Source organism: Providencia sp. PROV048 (assembly GCF_033688165.1).
Taxonomy (GTDB): Bacteria; Pseudomonadota; Gammaproteobacteria; order Enterobacterales; family Enterobacteriaceae; genus Providencia; species Providencia hangzhouensis.
Genome location: NZ_CP096360.1, coordinates 3,660,155 through 3,676,798, shown reverse-complemented (window position 1 = coordinate 3,676,798; position 16,644 = coordinate 3,660,155). Strand labels below are relative to the sequence as shown.

Sequence of the window (16,644 nt, the reverse complement as noted above, 5' to 3'; positions counted from 1 at the left end):
CATAATCTGAGGATGTGCAAAACTAAGTGAAATTAAAATAGATAACTAAACATCAAAAATATTTGATATTTTTAAATTAATTATGGGGTTACAACTTATCATAATTCGATATTGTGAGTCCTCTTCCACTATTTAGATTTACCCATGAACAAATCAGGGTTACTTGATTTTAGTCAAAATGAAACATACCGACTGGTCGGTATCATTCATTGCATGAATAAATCTGCTCAGCATAGAAAAAAAGATCCCATTAAGCTTCAAGTGGAGTTACTGAAAGCTGCTCGTATTATTGCTGGCAGAGAAGGGATCTCTTCACTCTCACTTAATGCAGTGGCAAGGGAAGCGGGTGTTAGCAAAGGCGGGTTAATGCACCACTTCCCAACGAAGCAAGAGCTTATTCATGCACTGTTTGTGCAATTGCTGGGGATTATGGATGAGAGAATACATACCATTATGGATAATGATCCAAATCCCTATGGGCGTTTTTCTCGTGCTTATTTGCACTATATTGGTGAGTTAAAAGAATCTGATGAAAGTTTTCAGCTCGCGTTATTGTCTTTGGCTATGCCAACTGAGCCAGTGTTACGTCAGTGCTGGCGAGATTGGGTAACCAACCATTTGGAAAAGGGGGATGAGTTCGATAACAGTTATTTAGGCGCGTTAGTGCGTTATGCGGCTGATGGGTTGTGGCTTTCGTCATTGACTGAGGGAGAAACGTTATCACAGCAAGAACGTGATGCGATTGTTAGTCGGCTAACGGCAATATCATTTGAAAAAATTCCATAAGTAAAAACAGTACATAAGTAAAAATAGTAATAATAACGGTAGTGCAATTTTATTCATAAAATAAGCACATGAGGCGACAGTGAAATATAAAATCAATGCTTTCATTCTATATGATGCAGTTGATGGCACTTTATCTTTAAAAGAAGATGAGGTGGATACACAGCTGTCGATAACTGCCAATGCATTATTATTTTATTTTATTCAACACAGAGGCGTTGTTTCCCGAGATGAGGTATTAAAAGCGGTATGGGATGATAATGGATTAGTTTCATCGAACAGTAATTTAAACCAATACCTAAGTATATTAAGAAAAGCATTTCGTCCATATGGTATTGAAAATATTATTGTGACGGTGGCGAGGGGGCGATTAGAGTTTAATTCAGATGTTTCACTTGAATTAATTGATGATATTAAAATTCCTCCCTCTGAGTTAATCCCTAGCTTAAGTGAAATAGAAGAGGCTAAGGTTGTTTTATCTCCAATTCCCAAACCTATCTCTGAGCCTGTAGACCTCAAAAAAATAGAATCAACATTGACGCCAGAAAAAAAAGAAATCTGTTGGTATCTCGCTAGCGGTGTCTTTTTACTGTGTTCCGTTTTACTCGCGGTCATGGCTTATTTATCAAATCAACCATCAGTGCCGATTAATATGACCGTGCTTGAGCATACTCATTGTGATGTATTGTCGAATGAAAAAATGATCAATAACACTGTCGCACTAAACTATGTACAAAATTTTGATAAGGTTAGGAATAACTTAAATCTAGAGTGTGTTGAGAAAGAACGGTTTGTTTTTTTCTATGGGGACAAATTACAGACTAACGGACTAGGTCGAGTATTTCTTGCACATTGTGCAGTCAATGAAGATAACCCATTTAGCTATTGCGATAACTACTTTTACTATTCTTGGAAACCATCATGAAGATATCAGGAAAAGTATTATGCTTACTGAGTTTTTTGTTATTTATTGTTGTGGCGATTTATACCCAGTCAGTCTTATTTTCCAATAAACAAGATGGTTTAATGGTGTGCTCTACTAAAGGCATCATGCGCTTTGAAAATATGAAAGACGAAAACGTTAACGGCAATATTCACTTCAATTTTGGCGCGAATGGAAAGGGCTCAATTGTGGTGGAGGGCTATACCGATTCTAAAGCGGGCTGGTTGTATTTACAGCGCTATGTGAAATTCAACTATACGACAAAACGGATATCACCGACGGAGCGTCATTATAGTATTAGTCAGTGGGAGGCGAGCGCTTCTTCTATTGATGAATCGCCAAATGTGATATTTGATTATTTTATGAGAGAAATGTCAGATAGCCATGATGGGCTATTTCTTAATGCGCAAAAGCTCAATGACAAAGCTTTATTACTCAGTTCAATTAACTCTCCACTTTATATCTGCACGTTAAAGCCTGGCAGCAAATTTGATTAATTAAGTTCTCATTAAATAAATAAGCTTAGCGGTGAAGCCGTTCACTTCATCGTTAACTGACGATCCCACTTCCCTTTATTTCCTATTTTGTCGTATTCCCTGATGTGGTATTCACAAGCTGCAATATCCTCAATTTAGCTATAAATTGACATCATGACAGGTAGACTATCTCTTGGTTAGAACCTAACTCGCGGATATCTGATGTAGGCAAAGCTTATAACCAAGTGAGCAGACCCACAGTTATCATTTCACAAATTACCCCCCTTTATCAGCTCAATAATATTTTATTAACAATCTACCTAGCTAACGCTAAATCTTTATTTAGCCCATTTTTATCTGCAACACAGATACGTGAATTTTTAATTTTTTCAGTATGAATATGTAAATAACTTAATTAATCACTCTAATTTTTAGATTAAAAAACTAAATATTATAGTTTTGTGGATTTATATTTTGTTTTTATTTTTCGGTTCTATAGTGAGTTTGAAGCCAAAGGCTGCGTTCAATAGATCACCGCGCAGACACCATTGGCGTAAATGATTACCCAGATATTTCAAGGGACATGTACTCGGACACATTAGCTTGGAATATCGAAGGTAAAGAAAAATAAAGAAGGCTTCTCGGAGGAAACAACAATGGGTGATGCATTAGGTCTTATTGAAACAAAAGGTCTGGTGGCTTGTATCGAAGCGGCTGATGCGATGTGCAAAGCGGCGAATGTAGAGCTAATTGGTTACGAAAATGTCGGTTCAGGCCTCGTTACTGCAATGGTTAAAGGCGATGTCGGAGCAGTCAAGGCAGCCGTCGATTCAGGTGTTGAATCAGCGCAGCGTGTTGGTGAAGTTGTGACTTCACTAGTCATTGCTCGTCCACACAACGATATCAATAAAATCGTTATTAAGCATAAGGCATAACTTTTTCCGGAGGAAAAAAACATGGGTGACGCATTAGGTCTTATTGAAACTCAAGGGTTAGTGGCTTGTATTGAAGCTGCAGATTCGATGTGTAAAGCCGCAAATGTTGTGCTGATTGGTTATGAAAATGTTGGGTCAGGTTTAGTTACCGCCATGGTCAAAGGCGATGTAGGTGCGGTGAAAGCTGCCGTGGATTCAGGTGTTGAATCCGCCTCTCGTATTGGCACCGTCGTGACATCACTGGTTATCGCTCGTCCTCATAGTGATATTCAGAAAATCGTCGCCCAGTATAAAGTCACGGAATAAAACAGGAAATTACTTATGAAAGAAGCACTTGGTCTAATTGAAACCAAAGGTTTAGTGGCTTGTATTGAAGCTGCTGATGCCATGTGTAAAGCCGCAAATGTTGAGTTAATCGGTTATGAAAATGTTGGCTCAGGTCTGGTAACAGCGATGGTTAAAGGCGATGTCGGTGCCGTTAACGCAGCGGTTGAGTCAGGTGTTGAGGCTGCAAAACGTATCGGAACAGTGGTGACTTCACGTGTGATTGCAAGACCACACAACGATATTGGCAAAATTGCACAGCAACACAAAGCCTAAGTAATTGGCTGATAAAGCCAATCACACGACAAGTTAATGAATTAATTTTGGCTCCGATACGGGGGAAGACATGGTTGCATTAGATAAAGATCTGCAATCCAGACAACTAGCAAGAGAGCTGGTTAGAAACGCGAAACAAGCACAGAAAGAATTTGCGACATTTTCGCAGGAAAAAATCGATAATATCGTTAAACACATTGCAATTGAGTCCGCACTTCATGCAGAAGAGCTGGCAAAAATGGCCAATGAAGAGACTGGGTTCGGTAAGTGGCAAGATAAAGTCCTGAAAAACACTTTTGCTTCAATGCGTGTTTATGAACACATTAAAGATCTCAAAACCGTTGGCATCATTAATGATGACAAAGTCAACAAAGTCATGGATGTGGGGGTTCCTCTTGGTGTGATCACGGCGTTAGTTCCTTCTACTAATCCAACATCTACCATCATCTACAAAACGTTGATTGCCTTGAAGGCGGGTAATGCCATTGTCTTTTCCCCTCATCCAAATGCCAAAGCTTGCAGTTTCCGCACATTAGAAATTGTCAAAAAAGCCGCATTAGAAGCAGGGGCACCAGCGGGTATTGTGGATGGCGTCACGATGTTGACTCTTGAAGCAACGAAAGAGCTGATGCACAGCAAAGACGTTTCTTTAATTTTGGCAACGGGAGGTGAAGGCATGGTACGCGCAGCTTACGCATCCGGTACACCAACCATTAGTGGCGGTCCAGGTAATGGCCCTGCATTTATTGAACGTAGCGCCAATATCAAACAAGCGGTGAGTGACATCATCACCAGTAAAACTTTTGATAACGGTGTCATTTGCGCTTCAGAACAATCCATCATTGTAGAACGTTGCATTTACAACGAAGTTCATCGTGAACTGCTTGCTCAAGGCGCTTACTTCATGAATGAAGACGAAGCGAAACGCATAGCATCCATGCTGCTAAGAGCGAATGGCACTATCAACCCAGAAGTGGTGGGTAAAGATGCCATCACATTAAGCCAGCGTGCAGGTTTCACTGTTCCAGCTAATACGCGTGTGTTGATTGCTCTGCAAGACACCGTATCACCGAAAAACCCATACTCCCGCGAAAAATTATGCCCAATTTTAGGGATGTATATCGAGGAAGATTGGCAGTCAGCTTGCCATCGTGTGGTTGACTTACTGACCAACGAAGGCCTCGGTCATACCTTGGTGATCCATACGCAGAACGAAGATGTTATTCGTCAATTCTCTCTGGAAAAACCCGTCAATCGTATTTTGATCAATACACCAGCGGCACTGGGCGGAATTGGTGCAACGACCAATATCACACCTGCTTTAACGCTCGGTTGTGGGGCAGTTGGTGGCGGTTCTAGTTCAGATAACGTCGGCCCGATGAACTTGCTGAACATCCGTAAAGTCGGTTATGGCGTACGTTCCATTGATGATTTAAGACAGCCAGCTCAGCCTTGTGCACCTGCACAGCCAACAGCATCAACTTCGGTAAATCAACCGCAAGTGAGTATTTTTGATGACAACCGTTTCCGTAACCCTGTTACGGCAGCATCACCAGCCGCGGCTAACCCAACTGGCGATAACCGATTTGGCAGCACTGTAACAACGGCTGCGACTGCTGAGGCGGTGGTTTCTCAAGGTGACATCACTGAAGAAAATGTTGAGCAAATCATCAAGGCTGTTCTCGGACGCCTAAATAAGTAACTCATTGGAATAAGGCGGTATAAACCATGATCCTCGCAAAGGTGGTCGGACATGTTGTTGCAACGCAGAAATGCCAAGAACTTAGCGGCAGTAACTTATTAATGGTTACCAAGCTAGGGGATGACCTTGAACCGTTGAAAAACAAAACGTATGTGGCAGTCGACAGTGTTGGCGCAGGTATTAACGACATTGTGTTAGCTGAAGCTTACTTCGCTTTGAATAAAGACAATTACAAAGCCATGTCAGTGGTTGCCATTGTTGAGAAGGTTTATACCAAGGAGTAAAAACAGCATGAACCAGTTTTTGATTAAACCTAAAGTCCAATTCGGTGCTAACGCATTGGATTTTATCTCACAAATGAGTGCTCACCATGCCTTTATCGTCACTGACAAAGCGATGGTGAAGTTTGGCTTAGCTGATGAAGTCACTCGCAGGCTAACCCAAAGTGGCATCACATTTTCGATTTACGACGATGTTGTGCCGGACCCAGACATTTCAGCCATTGTTAACGGCATGAAAATCATGGATATGCAATATCCAGATGTGGTGATTGCACTCGGTGGTGGGTCGGTGATTGATGCTGCGAAAGCTGTTATTTACTCCCTCTGGCACACCAGAAAAAACGTCAATCGAGTCAAACCGCAGTTTATCGCGATCCCAACCACCAGTGGGACGGGTTCAGAGGTGACTTCATTTTCAGTCATCAAGTCACAGTCTGAAAAGTTGGTTTTAGTTGACGAATTCATGCTGCCAGATGTCGCCATTTTAGACCCTGTACTGGTGAAATCCGTACCAGCTTCGATTACTGCAGATACAGGTATGGACGTGCTGTGTCATGCACTGGAAGCGTATGTTTCTCGCACCGCATCTGATTTTTCGGATGCCTTAGCAGAAAAAGCAGTGCAATTGGTTTTTGGTCACTTAATTGATTGTTATCGCGACGGTAGCAACTTAGTGGCACGCGAAAAAATGCACAACGCTTCATGTATTGCCGGTATGGCCTTTACTAACGCATCACTTGGGATAACTCACAGCTTAGCCCATGCATTAGGCGGCGTATTTCATATTCCACATGGTCGTGCCAATGCCTTATTGATGGCTCAAGTCGTGGCTTTCAATGCGGATTTTGAAGGCCGCTGTGATAGCGAAGCCGCGAAACGTTACGCGAGTCTTGCAAGAAACTTGAATTTACCTGCTTCAACAATACGTGAAGGCGTTGAGAGCTTAATTATGGCAATCAACGTATTGAAAGATGAAATGAATATGCCAAAAGGCATTCAAGCAACCGGTATTAATGAATTCGATTTTAACGCCCGTTTAGGGGAAATGGTTGGGCAAGCACTGCGCGATAGTTGCACTCCGACCAATCCACGGGATGTGAGCAAGGTGCAACTGGAAGTGCTGTATAGACAGTCTTTTTAACAGTTAACGCTTTTATGTGATGAACAACAAACTAGAAAGAACATCAGGATAGGCTAACATGAATAAATATGCTTTGACCCCACGCGTAAAAATGCTGGCTGAACGCTTAAGTGCCCGCAATAGCTCAATTATTACTGAACGTGCCAATATTTTAGAAGCGCTTGGCAACCAACTGTCTGGCGCACCGCAGGCGATTAAACCTGCACAACGTTTTTATGAATTTATCCGTCATTTTCCTGCATTTATTGCCCAAGATGAGTTGATTATTGGTAGCCAATCATCAACGCCTCGTGGGGCGATTTTCCATACTGAAAATGAAATCAACAGCCACAGCATTTATACGTTTTTAGCTGGCGATAGCGCCATTGATGCACCCGATTACTTAGCGGTATTAAACATCGGTTTTTTAGCTATCAAAGCGCAATTAGAAAATAAAGTTAGAAATATCGGCAGTGCAGTTAGCCGTAATAGTATTGATGAGGCGAATAACTGCCGCTCGGCAATTTACGCATGTGATGCCGCTCTCCATTTTGCGCAAGCTTTAGCTTCTAAAGCAGAGAGCATGGCAGCAGCAGAGACTAATCAATACCGTCGCGCAGAGTTACAAGAAAGCGCAGCAATTTTACGTAATGTGCCAGCAAAACCAGCACAAACATTCAAAGAAGCTTGCCAAGCGTTCTATTTACTGCAACTTATCCTGCATTTAGAAAATGGCAGTTATGCAGTTAACCCAATGGGGTTCGATAAAGCAGTTTACCCATTCTACCAACGCGATATTGAACAAGGCCGCTTAACCCAAGCACAAGCTTATGAGATTGTAGAAAGTTTATGGTTGAAACTGGCTGAGCTCTCTGAAGTTCGCTCAACCAAGCAAGTCGATGGCTACCCAATGTTCGATGCATTAAAAGACGGCATTTATCTGAATGACCCTCGTGTATGCATTAACGAATTATCAGCTATGATGTTATCTGCTCATGAAAACATCAGTGCCATCAATAACGGCTTAAAAGTTCGTTTATATTGCGGAAAAAACAGCATTCAGCCGCAATACGCCGCGCCAAATGCCAGCTATGTTGCTCCAACGGCACAAACGGAAACTGAATTCAACGTGATGGAAGGGTTAACGCCTCGCTTACAACGCTTGCGTAACCGCTACTTAGAAGCACGCCCAAGTGTGTCTATCTATCGCGCACTCGCCTTCACTGACGTCGTTAAAAATAACCCAGGTTTACCGCCAATTCTATTGCGTGCGAAAGCATTCCGCCGCGCTTGTGAAACTGCGCCAATCTTAATTCAGCCGGAAGAACTGATTGTCGGCCATCCATGTGGTAAAGCCCGTGCGGGTGCTTTCTCTCCAGATATCGCATGGCGCTGGGTGGTCGAAGAACTCGATACCATGAGTACGCGCCCACAAGATCCATTTGTTATCTCAGAAGAAGACAAAAAAGTGATCCGTGAGGAAATCGCGCCATTCTGGGAAGGGCGCTCATTGGATGAAATTTGTGAGGCTCAATACCGCGAAGCGGGGGTATGGGAATTCAGCGGTGAAACGTTTGTCAGTGACTTGTCTTATCACCAAATCAACGGTGGTGGAGATACTTGTCCGGGTTATGACGTGCTGTTATTCACCAAAGGAATGAATGGCATTAAAGCAGATGCTCAGGCGAAACTGGCTGAGTTAAGTATGGAAAACCCAGAAGATATTGACCGTATTTATTTCTATAAAGCGTCAATTGAAACCTGTGAAGGGGTAGTGGCGTATTCACACCGTATTGCTGCGCATGCTCGTGAATTAGCCGTGCTGGAGTCAGACCAAAAACGTCGCGAAGAATTGCTGACTATCGCACAAGTCAACGAAAACGTGCCAGCGAACCCACCGGCGACGTTGCAAGAAGCATTACAAAGCATTTGGACTGTTGAGTCACTGTTTGAAATCGAAGAAAACCAAACAGGTCTTTCTTTAGGACGTCTCGACCAATATTGCTTCCCAATGTATGAAAATGACATCAAAACAGGCCGTTTAACTCAAGACCAAGCATTAGAAATGATGCAGGCGTTTATCATCAAGTGTGCTGAGTTAATGTGGATGTCGAGTGAGCTGGGTGCGAAATATTTTGCCGGTTATCAGCCATTTATCAACTTAACGGTGGGTGGACAAAAACGTTCTGGTGGTGATGCTTGTAACGATTTGACTTACTTAATTATGGACGCGGTTCGCTTCGTCAAAGTGTATCAGCCATCACTGGCTTGTCGTATTCATAACCAATCACCACAGAAATACATGGAAAAAATCGTTGATGTCGTGAAAGCCGGAATGGGATTCCCTGCCTGTCACTTCGACGATTCCCACATCAAAATGATGTTGCGTAAAGGCTTTGACTTTGAAGATGCGCGTGATTACTGCTTGATGGGCTGTGTTGAGCCACAAAAATCAGGTCGTATTTATCAATGGACCTCAACAGGTTACACCCAATGGCCAATCGCGATTGAGTTTGTATTAAACCGTGGTCGCATGGTGCTATTCGATAGCTACCAAGGCTTAGATACCGGTGATTTACGTGACCTGAAAACATTCGAAGACTTTGATAATGCAGTGAAAGCGCAGATTGCTCATATTATTCGCTTATCCGCTATCGGTACCGTTATCAGCCAGCGAGTTCACCGTGATGTGGCACCAAAACCCTTAATGTCTTTGCTAGTGGAAGGCTGTATGGAAAAAGGGAAAGACGTTGCAGCGGGTGGGGCGATGATCAACCACGGCCCAGGGCTGATTTTCTCTGGTCTTGCAACCTATGTTGACTCCATTGTCGCGATTCGCAAATTGGTTTATGAAGATGGCCGCTACACCCTTGAGCAAATTCGTGATGGATTATTAGCTAACTTTGAAGGCTATGACGAATTACGCCGTGACTGCTTAAATGCGCCTAAATTTGGTAACGATGATGACTATGTTGACCAATACGCACTCGATATTACGGAGTGGACAGAGCGTGAGTGTCGTAAGTACGACATGTTGTATTCAACACTGAGTCACGGAACTTTATCCATCTCCAACAACACGCCGATTGGTGAGTTAACCGCAGCAAGTGCCAACGGTCGCTTGGCGTGGATGCCGTTATCCGATGGTATCAGCCCAACACAAGGTGCGGATAAACAAGGCCCAACCGCCATCATTAAATCAATCAGCAAAATGAATGTTGAAACGATGAATATTGGCATGGTGCATAACTTTAAGTTCTTAAAAGGCTTATTGGACACACCAGAAGGCCGCCACGGCTTAATCACCTTGCTAAGAACCGCGTCTATCTTAGGAAACGGTCAAATGCAGTTCAGCTATGTCGATAACGAAATGCTGAAAAAAGCCCAGCAAGAGCCTGAAAAATACCGTGATTTAATCGTTCGTGTCGCGGGGTACAGCGCCTACTTCGTTGAACTCTGTAAAGAAGTTCAAGATGAAATTATTAGCCGTACTGTAATTGAGAAGTTCTAAACCCATGTAGGCAGGTATGAATTTATACCTGCCATTTTATAACAACAATAATAAATTCTGATTTATAAACATAGTGTTAGAGGTGCAATGATGAGCGCGGCAGAGATTAAAGGTCGGATATTTAATATCCAAAAATACTCGATTTATGATGGCGACGGTATCCGAACACTGATTTTCTTAAAAGGGTGCAATATTCGTTGCCCATGGTGCGCTAACCCAGAAGGGTTAAGTAGCCAGTTTCAAGTGATGTTTTCCCACGATAAATGCGTCAATTGTGGGAAATGCGTTGATGTCTGCCCGACAGGGATCCACTACAAAACTATTAATGAGCAAGGTGAGCAAATTCACCGCGTGAATCGCAGCATTGATTGTATCGGTTGCCGTAGATGTGAAGAAGTATGTATTGGCGGTGCACTAGACATCATGGGTAAAGATGTCACTGTGGCCGAAATGATGGATATCATCATGCAAGATTATGATTTTTATATTTCTTCCGGTGGTGGTGTGACAATCGGTGGAGGCGAAATGAGCCTACAAACCGATTTTGCAGTCGCTCTACTGCGTGAGTGTAAAAAAATGATGATCAACACCGCAATAGAAACCCAAGGTACAACATCGTTAGAAAACTATGAAAAGTTAGCTGAAGTTGTCGACCTATTCCTCTATGACATTAAACATATTGATACTGCGCAGCATAAAAATCTATTCGGTATTGGCAATGAAAATGTTCGCCGCAACCTCGAAAGATTGATTGATCTCGGCGCGAACGTGGTTGTCAGAATGCCATTAGTTCGTGGCTATAACGACTCGTTTGATGCCATTACAGGGGCGATTAACTATGCGATGGAATTATCCAAACGCGGCAATGTAAAACGCATCGATATTCTGCCTTATCACCAGTTGGGTCGCGGTAAGTACGACAGACTGGATATGATTTATCCCGTTAAACAAGACCCAACCTATAGCGCAGAAGAATTAGACCAACTTGAAGCATTCTTCAAACAATTTGATTTCGATATTCGACTGGTTCGTCACTAAGTAGGAGAGACAGATGAAAAGTTTAGGCGTAATTGAAACTCGGGGACTGACATCCGCAATACAGGCTGCTGATGCGGCGTGTAAAGCCGCCAGTGTAGAAATTGTAGGTTATCGAAAAATCGGCTCTGGACTGGTATCCGTTTGTTTCCAAGGCGAAATCAGTGCTGTTCGCACCGCAGTTGACTATGGTATTGAAGTGATCGCCAATAGTCAGCTACTCGTCGGCTCATTAGTGATTGCGCGGCCTGAAGAAAGCGTAATCAGTAAATTGCTAACAGTGAAAAGTAAAAAAGGTGAGTTAGAGAAAAGTCTTCAGCCAGAAGTAAAAGCAGAAAAGTTAGTGGAAAAAGCGGTTGTTGAGGCTAAAACAGAAGCGCCTGTGGTTGAAGTTAAAACCGACATCAATGTGAAAGACACCAAGAATGACCCGCGTAAAGGGAAAAAATCATGATGAATGAGCAATTAATGGGGAAAATATTGGAGCGGCTTTCAGCCTATACACCAGCACAAGGCAGCGTTTCCAACATTGCTATCCCTGTCGGAATATCTAACCGCCATGTTCATCTTTCGCAGCAGGACGCTGAAGCCTTGTTTGGCCAAGGATATCAGCTGACGCCATTTAAAGATTTAAAACAGCCCGGGCAATTTGCGGCGAAAGAATGCGTCATGGTGGTGGGACCAAAAGGGTCGATTAGCAAAGTCAGAGTACTAGGGCCTGTTCGCCCAAAAACGCAATTAGAAGTGTCTAAGGCCGACTGCTTTGCGCTTGGTATAAAAGCGCCGGTAAGAGAGTCAGGTGACATGGCAGGTTCAGGCAATGCTTTACTGATTGGCCCAGCGGGGCATGTCAATCTTGAGTCGCAGGTTATTTGTGCTCAGCGTCATATTCATATGAGTGTGATGGACTCAAGAGCATTAAATGTGGTGAATGGGCAAAAGGTGAATATCCGTACTGAAGGTGAACGCAGCTTAGTGTTTGATGAAGTTGTCGTGAGAGTGGATGAACGCTTTTCTCTTGAGTTTCATATTGATACCGATGAAGCAAATGCCGCGGGCTTACGCAATAACGATAGCGTATTTATCGCGGGCTAAGGAGTGGTGGCAGAATGAACGAAAAACTGATCGAGCGAATTGTGCAGCAAGTTTTACGTCAGTTAAAGCGACAAGTTCTGGTGGTGCTATCGCCTGTTGAGGGGTATCAGCAAGCTATTTACCAAAGACTGGCACAGTTAGATTCTGTTTCTTTTTCCTTTTATGCCACCGCATCAATGCACCAGTCTTTTGATGTTGAAAAATGGGCTGAATTGGGAAGTGTTATAAATAAAAGCACCTTATCAATAAATAGTTTAAATCATTATGACAGCCTGTTTTTACCGTTTATTGATGCAAAAGTCGTTGGTGAGATAGCCAATGGTTTGTTTATGAGTGAGGAAAGTGAGTTAGTCTTTCATGCATTATCACAAAACATGCCGATATTGGCACTGAAATACCATTGTTGCCCTGAAAGTGAATTAAGTCAGGTTTTAGGTTTAAATAAAAATGAAAATTATAATCAGTTGATTAAAGAAAATATCACTAAAGCAATCAAGTTAGGTGTTTATTTTGATTCATTTAATGAAATAGAAAATAAATTTTTAATTCGTGATGTTACTGAAAATTTAAAACCTGAAATAAATAATGAACATCCAAATCGCTATATTACTTTAAAGGAAGTAATGAATAACCCTAGGGGGTATTGCGCGAATGAAAATAAATTAACAGATTCAGCAATCGATTATTTAAAGTCTCTTAAAAAATAAAGTTATTTAATCAAATTAAAAATTAATCTTTCTATTTATTGTAGGAGTATTATCTATGTCCCCTAAAGCAAAGTCATGGCTTTGGATGCTGGCGGTTATTATTTCTGAAACCTCAGCAACATCGACCTTAAAAATGTTTGATAATAGTGAAGGTATGACTAAATCATTATTATTGGCATTAATCGTTGTGCTATATGTTATTTGTTACTATTCACTTTCTCGGGCAGTAAAATATATTCCTGTTGGTTTGGCTTATGCAACATGGTCAGGTACAGGGATCTTAATGGTTTCTACCCTCGGCATGCTATTTTATGGGCAACACCCAGACACTGCGGCGATGATCGGTATGGCCGTGATCGCGAGTGGCATTGTGATCATGAATCTATTCTCCAAAATGGGCTCCGATGATCCGGAAGAAACTGAACCATCTAAAGATGAAACTGAGTCTTCATTATTATCAACAAAAAATAACACAGCTCATTAATTCAAAGTTAAGGGGAATATTATGTTTACTGGATTTTTATGGTTAGCGCTTTCTATTGGCTCTGAAATAACGGGTACTTCAATGATAAAAAAGACTAATAGCTTTAGCAAATTGGGTCCATCTGTATTAGTCATTGTTGCTTATTGCTTGTGTTATTTCGCACTAACCCGTGCAATGGGTTATATCCCAGTCGGTGTGGCTTATTCATTATGGTGTGGGTTTGGTATTGTCGGTGTGACACTCGTTTCTATGATTTTATATAAACAAAAACCCGATTTCCCAGCAGTATTTGCGATGGGCCTCATTATCACTGGTGGGATCATTATGAATACATTTTCAACGATGTAGTAAAAAAGAAAACGCCGTACTTCAACATACTTTCTGTTATTTATCTTTAGCCCTCATTTTTATGAGGGTTATTTTTTGCTTATCATCTGAGCCCTGTGGTGGTTTGGCTACATAAAATGACGTTCTGGCGATAAACCGCAAAGTCTGTTGTATGTTAATTTATTACACATAAGTAATTTAATTTAGGAATGGATTTATGCAAATTATTGAATGGGATGATTTTACCCGTGTTGAAATGCGTGTTGGGACTATTGTTAGTGCACAAGTCAACAGTAAAGCCAAAAAGCCAGCTTATGTTATGGAAGTTGATTTAGGCGAATTGGGTATTAAGCGCTCTAGCGCACAGATCACTGTCAATTATACGCCAGATGATTTGATTGGTAAGCGAGTGCTATGCGTATGTAATTTCGAGGTTAAACGGATAGCGGGGATTAAATCGGAAGTCTTAATTACCGGTGCGCCCGATGAAACGGGGGCGATTGTCCTTGCCGAGTTTAATTTGCCGTTACCAAATGGTGCGCTTCTAGCCTAATGCTCGTCATACTTCGCTTTATCGCGTTGTTGGCTTCACTCACTCGCCCTAGTCACATACTTTTGTATGCTCCTAGGGTCTCGTTTGCTTGCCGCCTAGCGATAAAACGAATTATTTAGAGCATTAATTTAATATAGCTTTTTGGTTATACTTATCTTTCTCAATGGATGCCATATTTAGGGTCTCGTCTGCTTGCCGTCTAGTGTAGTCGGTGCCATCACTGCCATTCATCAATAAAAAGGTTATACTGCTATCTTCAGTATTAGTAGGAGTATGACCCTTTGCGATTGCCTGAACTTCATTTTCGCCAGTATTCAGACGAAGTCATTTCTCATCAACATGATGGGCAGTGGCAAGTCGTTTTGTCGTTATCTGGGCAGATGGAAATTAATATGTACCGGCAACATTTTCTGTTAAATGCAGGAAAGGGGGTCGTGATCCCGCCTAGTGTGAGTCATGCATTTAGCGGGCAGCTAGGAAATCAAAACTACGTATTAGAAATGCCAGCCACAGCACAATGGGCATTAAATGAAAAAATGACGCAATTTACTCTGACACCTGCTGCAATTGGCCTTTTGAATTGGTTACAAAACTTCCCACAAGCTCCGGAACATAATTTCACGGTTGCTCGTCTATTGTTGGCACAGTTAAAACCTGAAAATAAATGGATTGATGAGCTTTCTCAATGGGTGGAACTGCGTCTACACCATCCTATTAGTTGTGAAGATATGGCAACGGCTTTTTGTATGTCAGTGAGTACGCTTCAACGAAAAATAAAGGCTGAAACACAGTTAACGGCGATGCAGTTTCTATTACAAAAACGCATGGAAGCGGCAGGGCGCTTATTATTATCCAATAAATCAATAGAACAAATTGCATTAGCGGTGGGCTATGACTCACATTCGGCATTTAGTCATGCATTTCGCCAATTTTATAGCAAAACACCGAATGAATATCGTTTGCAGGGAAGTCACTTACGGTAGGTTATTTGGGGAGCTTTGTTGCCAGATAAAAATTAGCCACCTCGCCCGCAGCCAATTTTTATCTTTTTACTGCTTAGACCATGCGGATCCCTTCAAATGGGTTCCAGTTGTCCAATCCTTTGGTTTCTTTAATATAGTAAGCATAATTGGCAACCATGGCCCACAGCGCTGACATACCGACAGATACCCCTGTAAAGACGGCATTAGGGATCGTTCCACCAATCATAAAATCAATAATATTCAAAACTAGACCAACCCCAAGAGTGATACCAAGCATCACCAACCCTTTCTTCCACAGCCCTAAAATCAAGAAATAAATAATACCGAAGAAGAAGGCAAAAATGTTCATATTAATGAGAATACGCTTACCGAAAGAGGCGGCTTTTAACGCTGTTTTGAATTCAGGCGTATCAGGAGCACCATGCTTATCAAAAAAGTCGAAACGTTCTTGCCATTTATTAGAATATTGTTTCTGTTCCATTTTCCATCTCTTGCTTATTAATAAGTATAAAATAGGGATTGATAATACTTGGATAACCATATAAAAAAGAGGTAAATAGTCTTAATATGACTATTAAGGGGCATTTTTAATAACGAATCAAGCAAAGAAAAATAAAGGAAGAATGATTAAGATAAATAGTAAATGGATAATGGATTAATTTATTGTAAGACTTACCTACATTATTTGGTATTTGACTTGTTGGCTATTTGTTCAGAAATTGAATTTGCATAGTTGCCATGTAAAAAATCAGTATTTACATTGGCTTGTTTGAGTTTTAGTTCGAGTAAAGCTAATTGCTTACTCACCGACGTATAATTGGGGTCGTCCACAGAGAGACCTTGTAGCATATGGCTTAGCGTTAGTGCATCTTTCCTTTGTTGTAATTCAGTGGGTAAATAGCCCGAGTTCTTTAATATTCGATACCCAGCCCTAAGTTCAGGTGGAACTAAACTATCATCTTCAAGCTGTAACATTTTTCCCTCCCCATTTAAATTTGAAAGCTCCCCTTTACTCAGAGCTTCTTGAATATGGCGTTCTGCCCAAAGATCAATGACTGACATGATGTGACTCCATGAATTGATTTTTTACTATTATAGCCTTCCATATC

20 protein-coding genes are annotated in these 16,644 nt (G+C 41.6%); 18 read left to right on the top strand and 2 right to left on the bottom strand.

All coding sequences use genetic code 11. The annotated features are described in order from the left end of the window. Positions 1 to 213: 213 nt before the first annotated feature. The 18 genes from M1F26_RS16430 to M1F26_RS16345 all read left to right on the top strand — a co-directional run bounded on the left by M1F26_RS16430 (position 214) and on the right by M1F26_RS16345 (position 15,535). Complete coding sequence (locus M1F26_RS16430; RefSeq protein ID WP_140171881.1) at positions 214 to 786, top strand: TetR/AcrR family transcriptional regulator; 573 nt, start codon at positions 214 to 216, stop codon at positions 784 to 786. Between the two features lie 79 nt (positions 787 to 865). After that, positions 866 to 1,708 (top strand): transcriptional regulator, encoded by an 843-nt coding sequence (locus M1F26_RS16425; protein WP_140171717.1) that lies wholly within the window; start codon positions 866 to 868, stop codon positions 1,706 to 1,708. Then, entirely contained in the window at positions 1,705 to 2,223 is a 519-nt protein-coding gene (locus M1F26_RS16420; protein ID WP_125890536.1) for a FidL-like protein, read from the top strand. Before M1F26_RS16425 ends, M1F26_RS16420 begins: the two co-directional genes overlap by 4 nt. A gap of 635 nt (positions 2,224 to 2,858) precedes the next feature. Further along, positions 2,859 to 3,137: a BMC domain-containing protein gene (locus tag M1F26_RS16415; protein WP_004249182.1), complete on the top strand. Its 279-nt coding sequence runs from the start codon at positions 2,859 to 2,861 to the stop codon at positions 3,135 to 3,137. A 21-nt stretch (positions 3,138 to 3,158) separates the two neighbouring features. Continuing rightward, positions 3,159 to 3,443, top strand: a complete 285-nt coding sequence (locus M1F26_RS16410) for a BMC domain-containing protein (RefSeq protein WP_004259066.1) — start codon at positions 3,159 to 3,161, stop codon at positions 3,441 to 3,443. Positions 3,444 to 3,458: 15 nt separating this feature from the next. Next, on the top strand, positions 3,459 to 3,737 hold the full coding sequence (locus M1F26_RS16405; protein WP_004259063.1) for a BMC domain-containing protein: 279 nt from the start codon (positions 3,459 to 3,461) through the stop codon (positions 3,735 to 3,737). Positions 3,738 to 3,807: 70 nt separating this feature from the next. After that, on the top strand, positions 3,808 to 5,439 hold the full coding sequence (locus tag M1F26_RS16400) for an acetaldehyde dehydrogenase (acetylating) (protein WP_140171716.1): 1,632 nt from the start codon (positions 3,808 to 3,810) through the stop codon (positions 5,437 to 5,439). Between the two features lie 26 nt (positions 5,440 to 5,465). Beyond that, positions 5,466 to 5,723, top strand: a complete 258-nt coding sequence (locus M1F26_RS16395; protein WP_004259057.1) for a EutN/CcmL family microcompartment protein — start codon at positions 5,466 to 5,468, stop codon at positions 5,721 to 5,723. 7 nt (positions 5,724 to 5,730) lie between these two features. Then, the gene (locus M1F26_RS16390) at positions 5,731 to 6,861 is read left to right on the top strand and encodes a 1-propanol dehydrogenase PduQ (RefSeq protein WP_004259053.1); all 1,131 of its coding nucleotides are present in this window, start codon (positions 5,731 to 5,733) and stop codon (positions 6,859 to 6,861) included. A gap of 58 nt (positions 6,862 to 6,919) precedes the next feature. Then, positions 6,920 to 10,351, top strand: coding sequence for a choline trimethylamine-lyase (cutC, locus tag M1F26_RS16385; RefSeq protein WP_140171715.1), 3,432 nt, complete (start codon positions 6,920 to 6,922; stop codon positions 10,349 to 10,351). Between the two features lie 87 nt (positions 10,352 to 10,438). After that, complete coding sequence (cutD, locus tag M1F26_RS16380) at positions 10,439 to 11,389, top strand: choline TMA-lyase-activating enzyme (RefSeq protein ID WP_140171714.1); 951 nt, start codon at positions 10,439 to 10,441, stop codon at positions 11,387 to 11,389. Between the two features lie 13 nt (positions 11,390 to 11,402). Next, the gene (locus tag M1F26_RS16375; RefSeq protein ID WP_140171713.1) at positions 11,403 to 11,840 is read left to right on the top strand and encodes a BMC domain-containing protein; all 438 of its coding nucleotides are present in this window, start codon (positions 11,403 to 11,405) and stop codon (positions 11,838 to 11,840) included. After that, a complete protein-coding gene (locus M1F26_RS16370) occupies positions 11,837 to 12,481 on the top strand; it encodes a phosphate propanoyltransferase (RefSeq protein WP_140171712.1) in 645 nt (214 codons plus the stop codon). Before M1F26_RS16375 ends, M1F26_RS16370 begins: the two co-directional genes overlap by 4 nt. Positions 12,482 to 12,522: 41 nt before the next feature. Then, complete coding sequence (locus tag M1F26_RS16365; protein ID WP_227528841.1) at positions 12,523 to 13,188, top strand: hypothetical protein; 666 nt, start codon at positions 12,523 to 12,525, stop codon at positions 13,186 to 13,188. A gap of 55 nt (positions 13,189 to 13,243) precedes the next feature. Further along, positions 13,244 to 13,672: a DMT family transporter gene (locus tag M1F26_RS16360; protein WP_140171710.1), complete on the top strand. Its 429-nt coding sequence runs from the start codon at positions 13,244 to 13,246 to the stop codon at positions 13,670 to 13,672. Positions 13,673 to 13,693: 21 nt separating this feature from the next. Continuing rightward, a complete protein-coding gene (locus tag M1F26_RS16355) occupies positions 13,694 to 14,020 on the top strand; it encodes a DMT family transporter (RefSeq protein ID WP_004259019.1) in 327 nt (108 codons plus the stop codon). A gap of 196 nt (positions 14,021 to 14,216) precedes the next feature. Beyond that, on the top strand, positions 14,217 to 14,552 hold the full coding sequence (locus M1F26_RS16350) for a tRNA-binding protein (RefSeq protein ID WP_140171709.1): 336 nt from the start codon (positions 14,217 to 14,219) through the stop codon (positions 14,550 to 14,552). A 281-nt stretch (positions 14,553 to 14,833) separates the two neighbouring features. Beyond that, positions 14,834 to 15,535 (top strand): helix-turn-helix domain-containing protein, encoded by a 702-nt coding sequence (locus M1F26_RS16345; protein WP_140171708.1) that lies wholly within the window; start codon positions 14,834 to 14,836, stop codon positions 15,533 to 15,535. Between the two features lie 73 nt (positions 15,536 to 15,608). Here M1F26_RS16345 and M1F26_RS16340 read toward each other — a convergent pair whose 3' ends face one another. Continuing rightward, entirely contained in the window at positions 15,609 to 16,016 is a 408-nt protein-coding gene (locus M1F26_RS16340; RefSeq protein ID WP_140171707.1) for a DUF2628 domain-containing protein, read from the bottom strand. Positions 16,017 to 16,216: 200 nt separating this feature from the next. Next, on the bottom strand, positions 16,217 to 16,597 hold the full coding sequence (locus M1F26_RS16335) for a DUF1992 domain-containing protein (protein ID WP_004259005.1): 381 nt from the start codon (positions 16,595 to 16,597) through the stop codon (positions 16,217 to 16,219). Positions 16,598 to 16,644 lie beyond the last annotated feature (47 nt).

Bases quoted from the DNA above. Each gene is read 5' to 3' on its own strand.
- cutD (WP_140171714.1), top strand. From the start codon at position 10,439: ATGATGAGCGCGGCAGAGATTAAAGGTCGGATATTTAATATCCAAAAA.
- M1F26_RS16395 (WP_004259057.1), top strand. From the start codon at position 5,466: ATGATCCTCGCAAAGGTGGTCGGACATGTTGTTGCAACGCAGAAATGC.
- M1F26_RS16390 (WP_004259053.1), top strand. From the start codon at position 5,731: ATGAACCAGTTTTTGATTAAACCTAAAGTCCAATTCGGTGCTAACGCA.
- M1F26_RS16355 (WP_004259019.1), top strand. From the start codon at position 13,694: ATGTTTACTGGATTTTTATGGTTAGCGCTTTCTATTGGCTCTGAAATA.
- M1F26_RS16430 (WP_140171881.1), top strand. From the start codon at position 214: ATGAATAAATCTGCTCAGCATAGAAAAAAAGATCCCATTAAGCTTCAA.
- M1F26_RS16410 (WP_004259066.1), top strand. From the start codon at position 3,159: ATGGGTGACGCATTAGGTCTTATTGAAACTCAAGGGTTAGTGGCTTGT.
- M1F26_RS16370 (WP_140171712.1), top strand. From the start codon at position 11,837: ATGATGAATGAGCAATTAATGGGGAAAATATTGGAGCGGCTTTCAGCC.
- M1F26_RS16400 (WP_140171716.1), top strand. From the start codon at position 3,808: ATGGTTGCATTAGATAAAGATCTGCAATCCAGACAACTAGCAAGAGAG.
- M1F26_RS16340 (WP_140171707.1), bottom strand. From the start codon at position 16,016: ATGGAACAGAAACAATATTCTAATAAATGGCAAGAACGTTTCGACTTT.
- M1F26_RS16350 (WP_140171709.1), top strand. From the start codon at position 14,217: ATGCAAATTATTGAATGGGATGATTTTACCCGTGTTGAAATGCGTGTT.
- M1F26_RS16405 (WP_004259063.1), top strand. From the start codon at position 3,459: ATGAAAGAAGCACTTGGTCTAATTGAAACCAAAGGTTTAGTGGCTTGT.
- M1F26_RS16360 (WP_140171710.1), top strand. From the start codon at position 13,244: ATGTCCCCTAAAGCAAAGTCATGGCTTTGGATGCTGGCGGTTATTATT.
- M1F26_RS16335 (WP_004259005.1), bottom strand. From the start codon at position 16,597: ATGTCAGTCATTGATCTTTGGGCAGAACGCCATATTCAAGAAGCTCTG.
- M1F26_RS16375 (WP_140171713.1), top strand. From the start codon at position 11,403: ATGAAAAGTTTAGGCGTAATTGAAACTCGGGGACTGACATCCGCAATA.
- M1F26_RS16420 (WP_125890536.1), top strand. From the start codon at position 1,705: ATGAAGATATCAGGAAAAGTATTATGCTTACTGAGTTTTTTGTTATTT.
- M1F26_RS16415 (WP_004249182.1), top strand. From the start codon at position 2,859: ATGGGTGATGCATTAGGTCTTATTGAAACAAAAGGTCTGGTGGCTTGT.
- cutC (WP_140171715.1), top strand. From the start codon at position 6,920: ATGAATAAATATGCTTTGACCCCACGCGTAAAAATGCTGGCTGAACGC.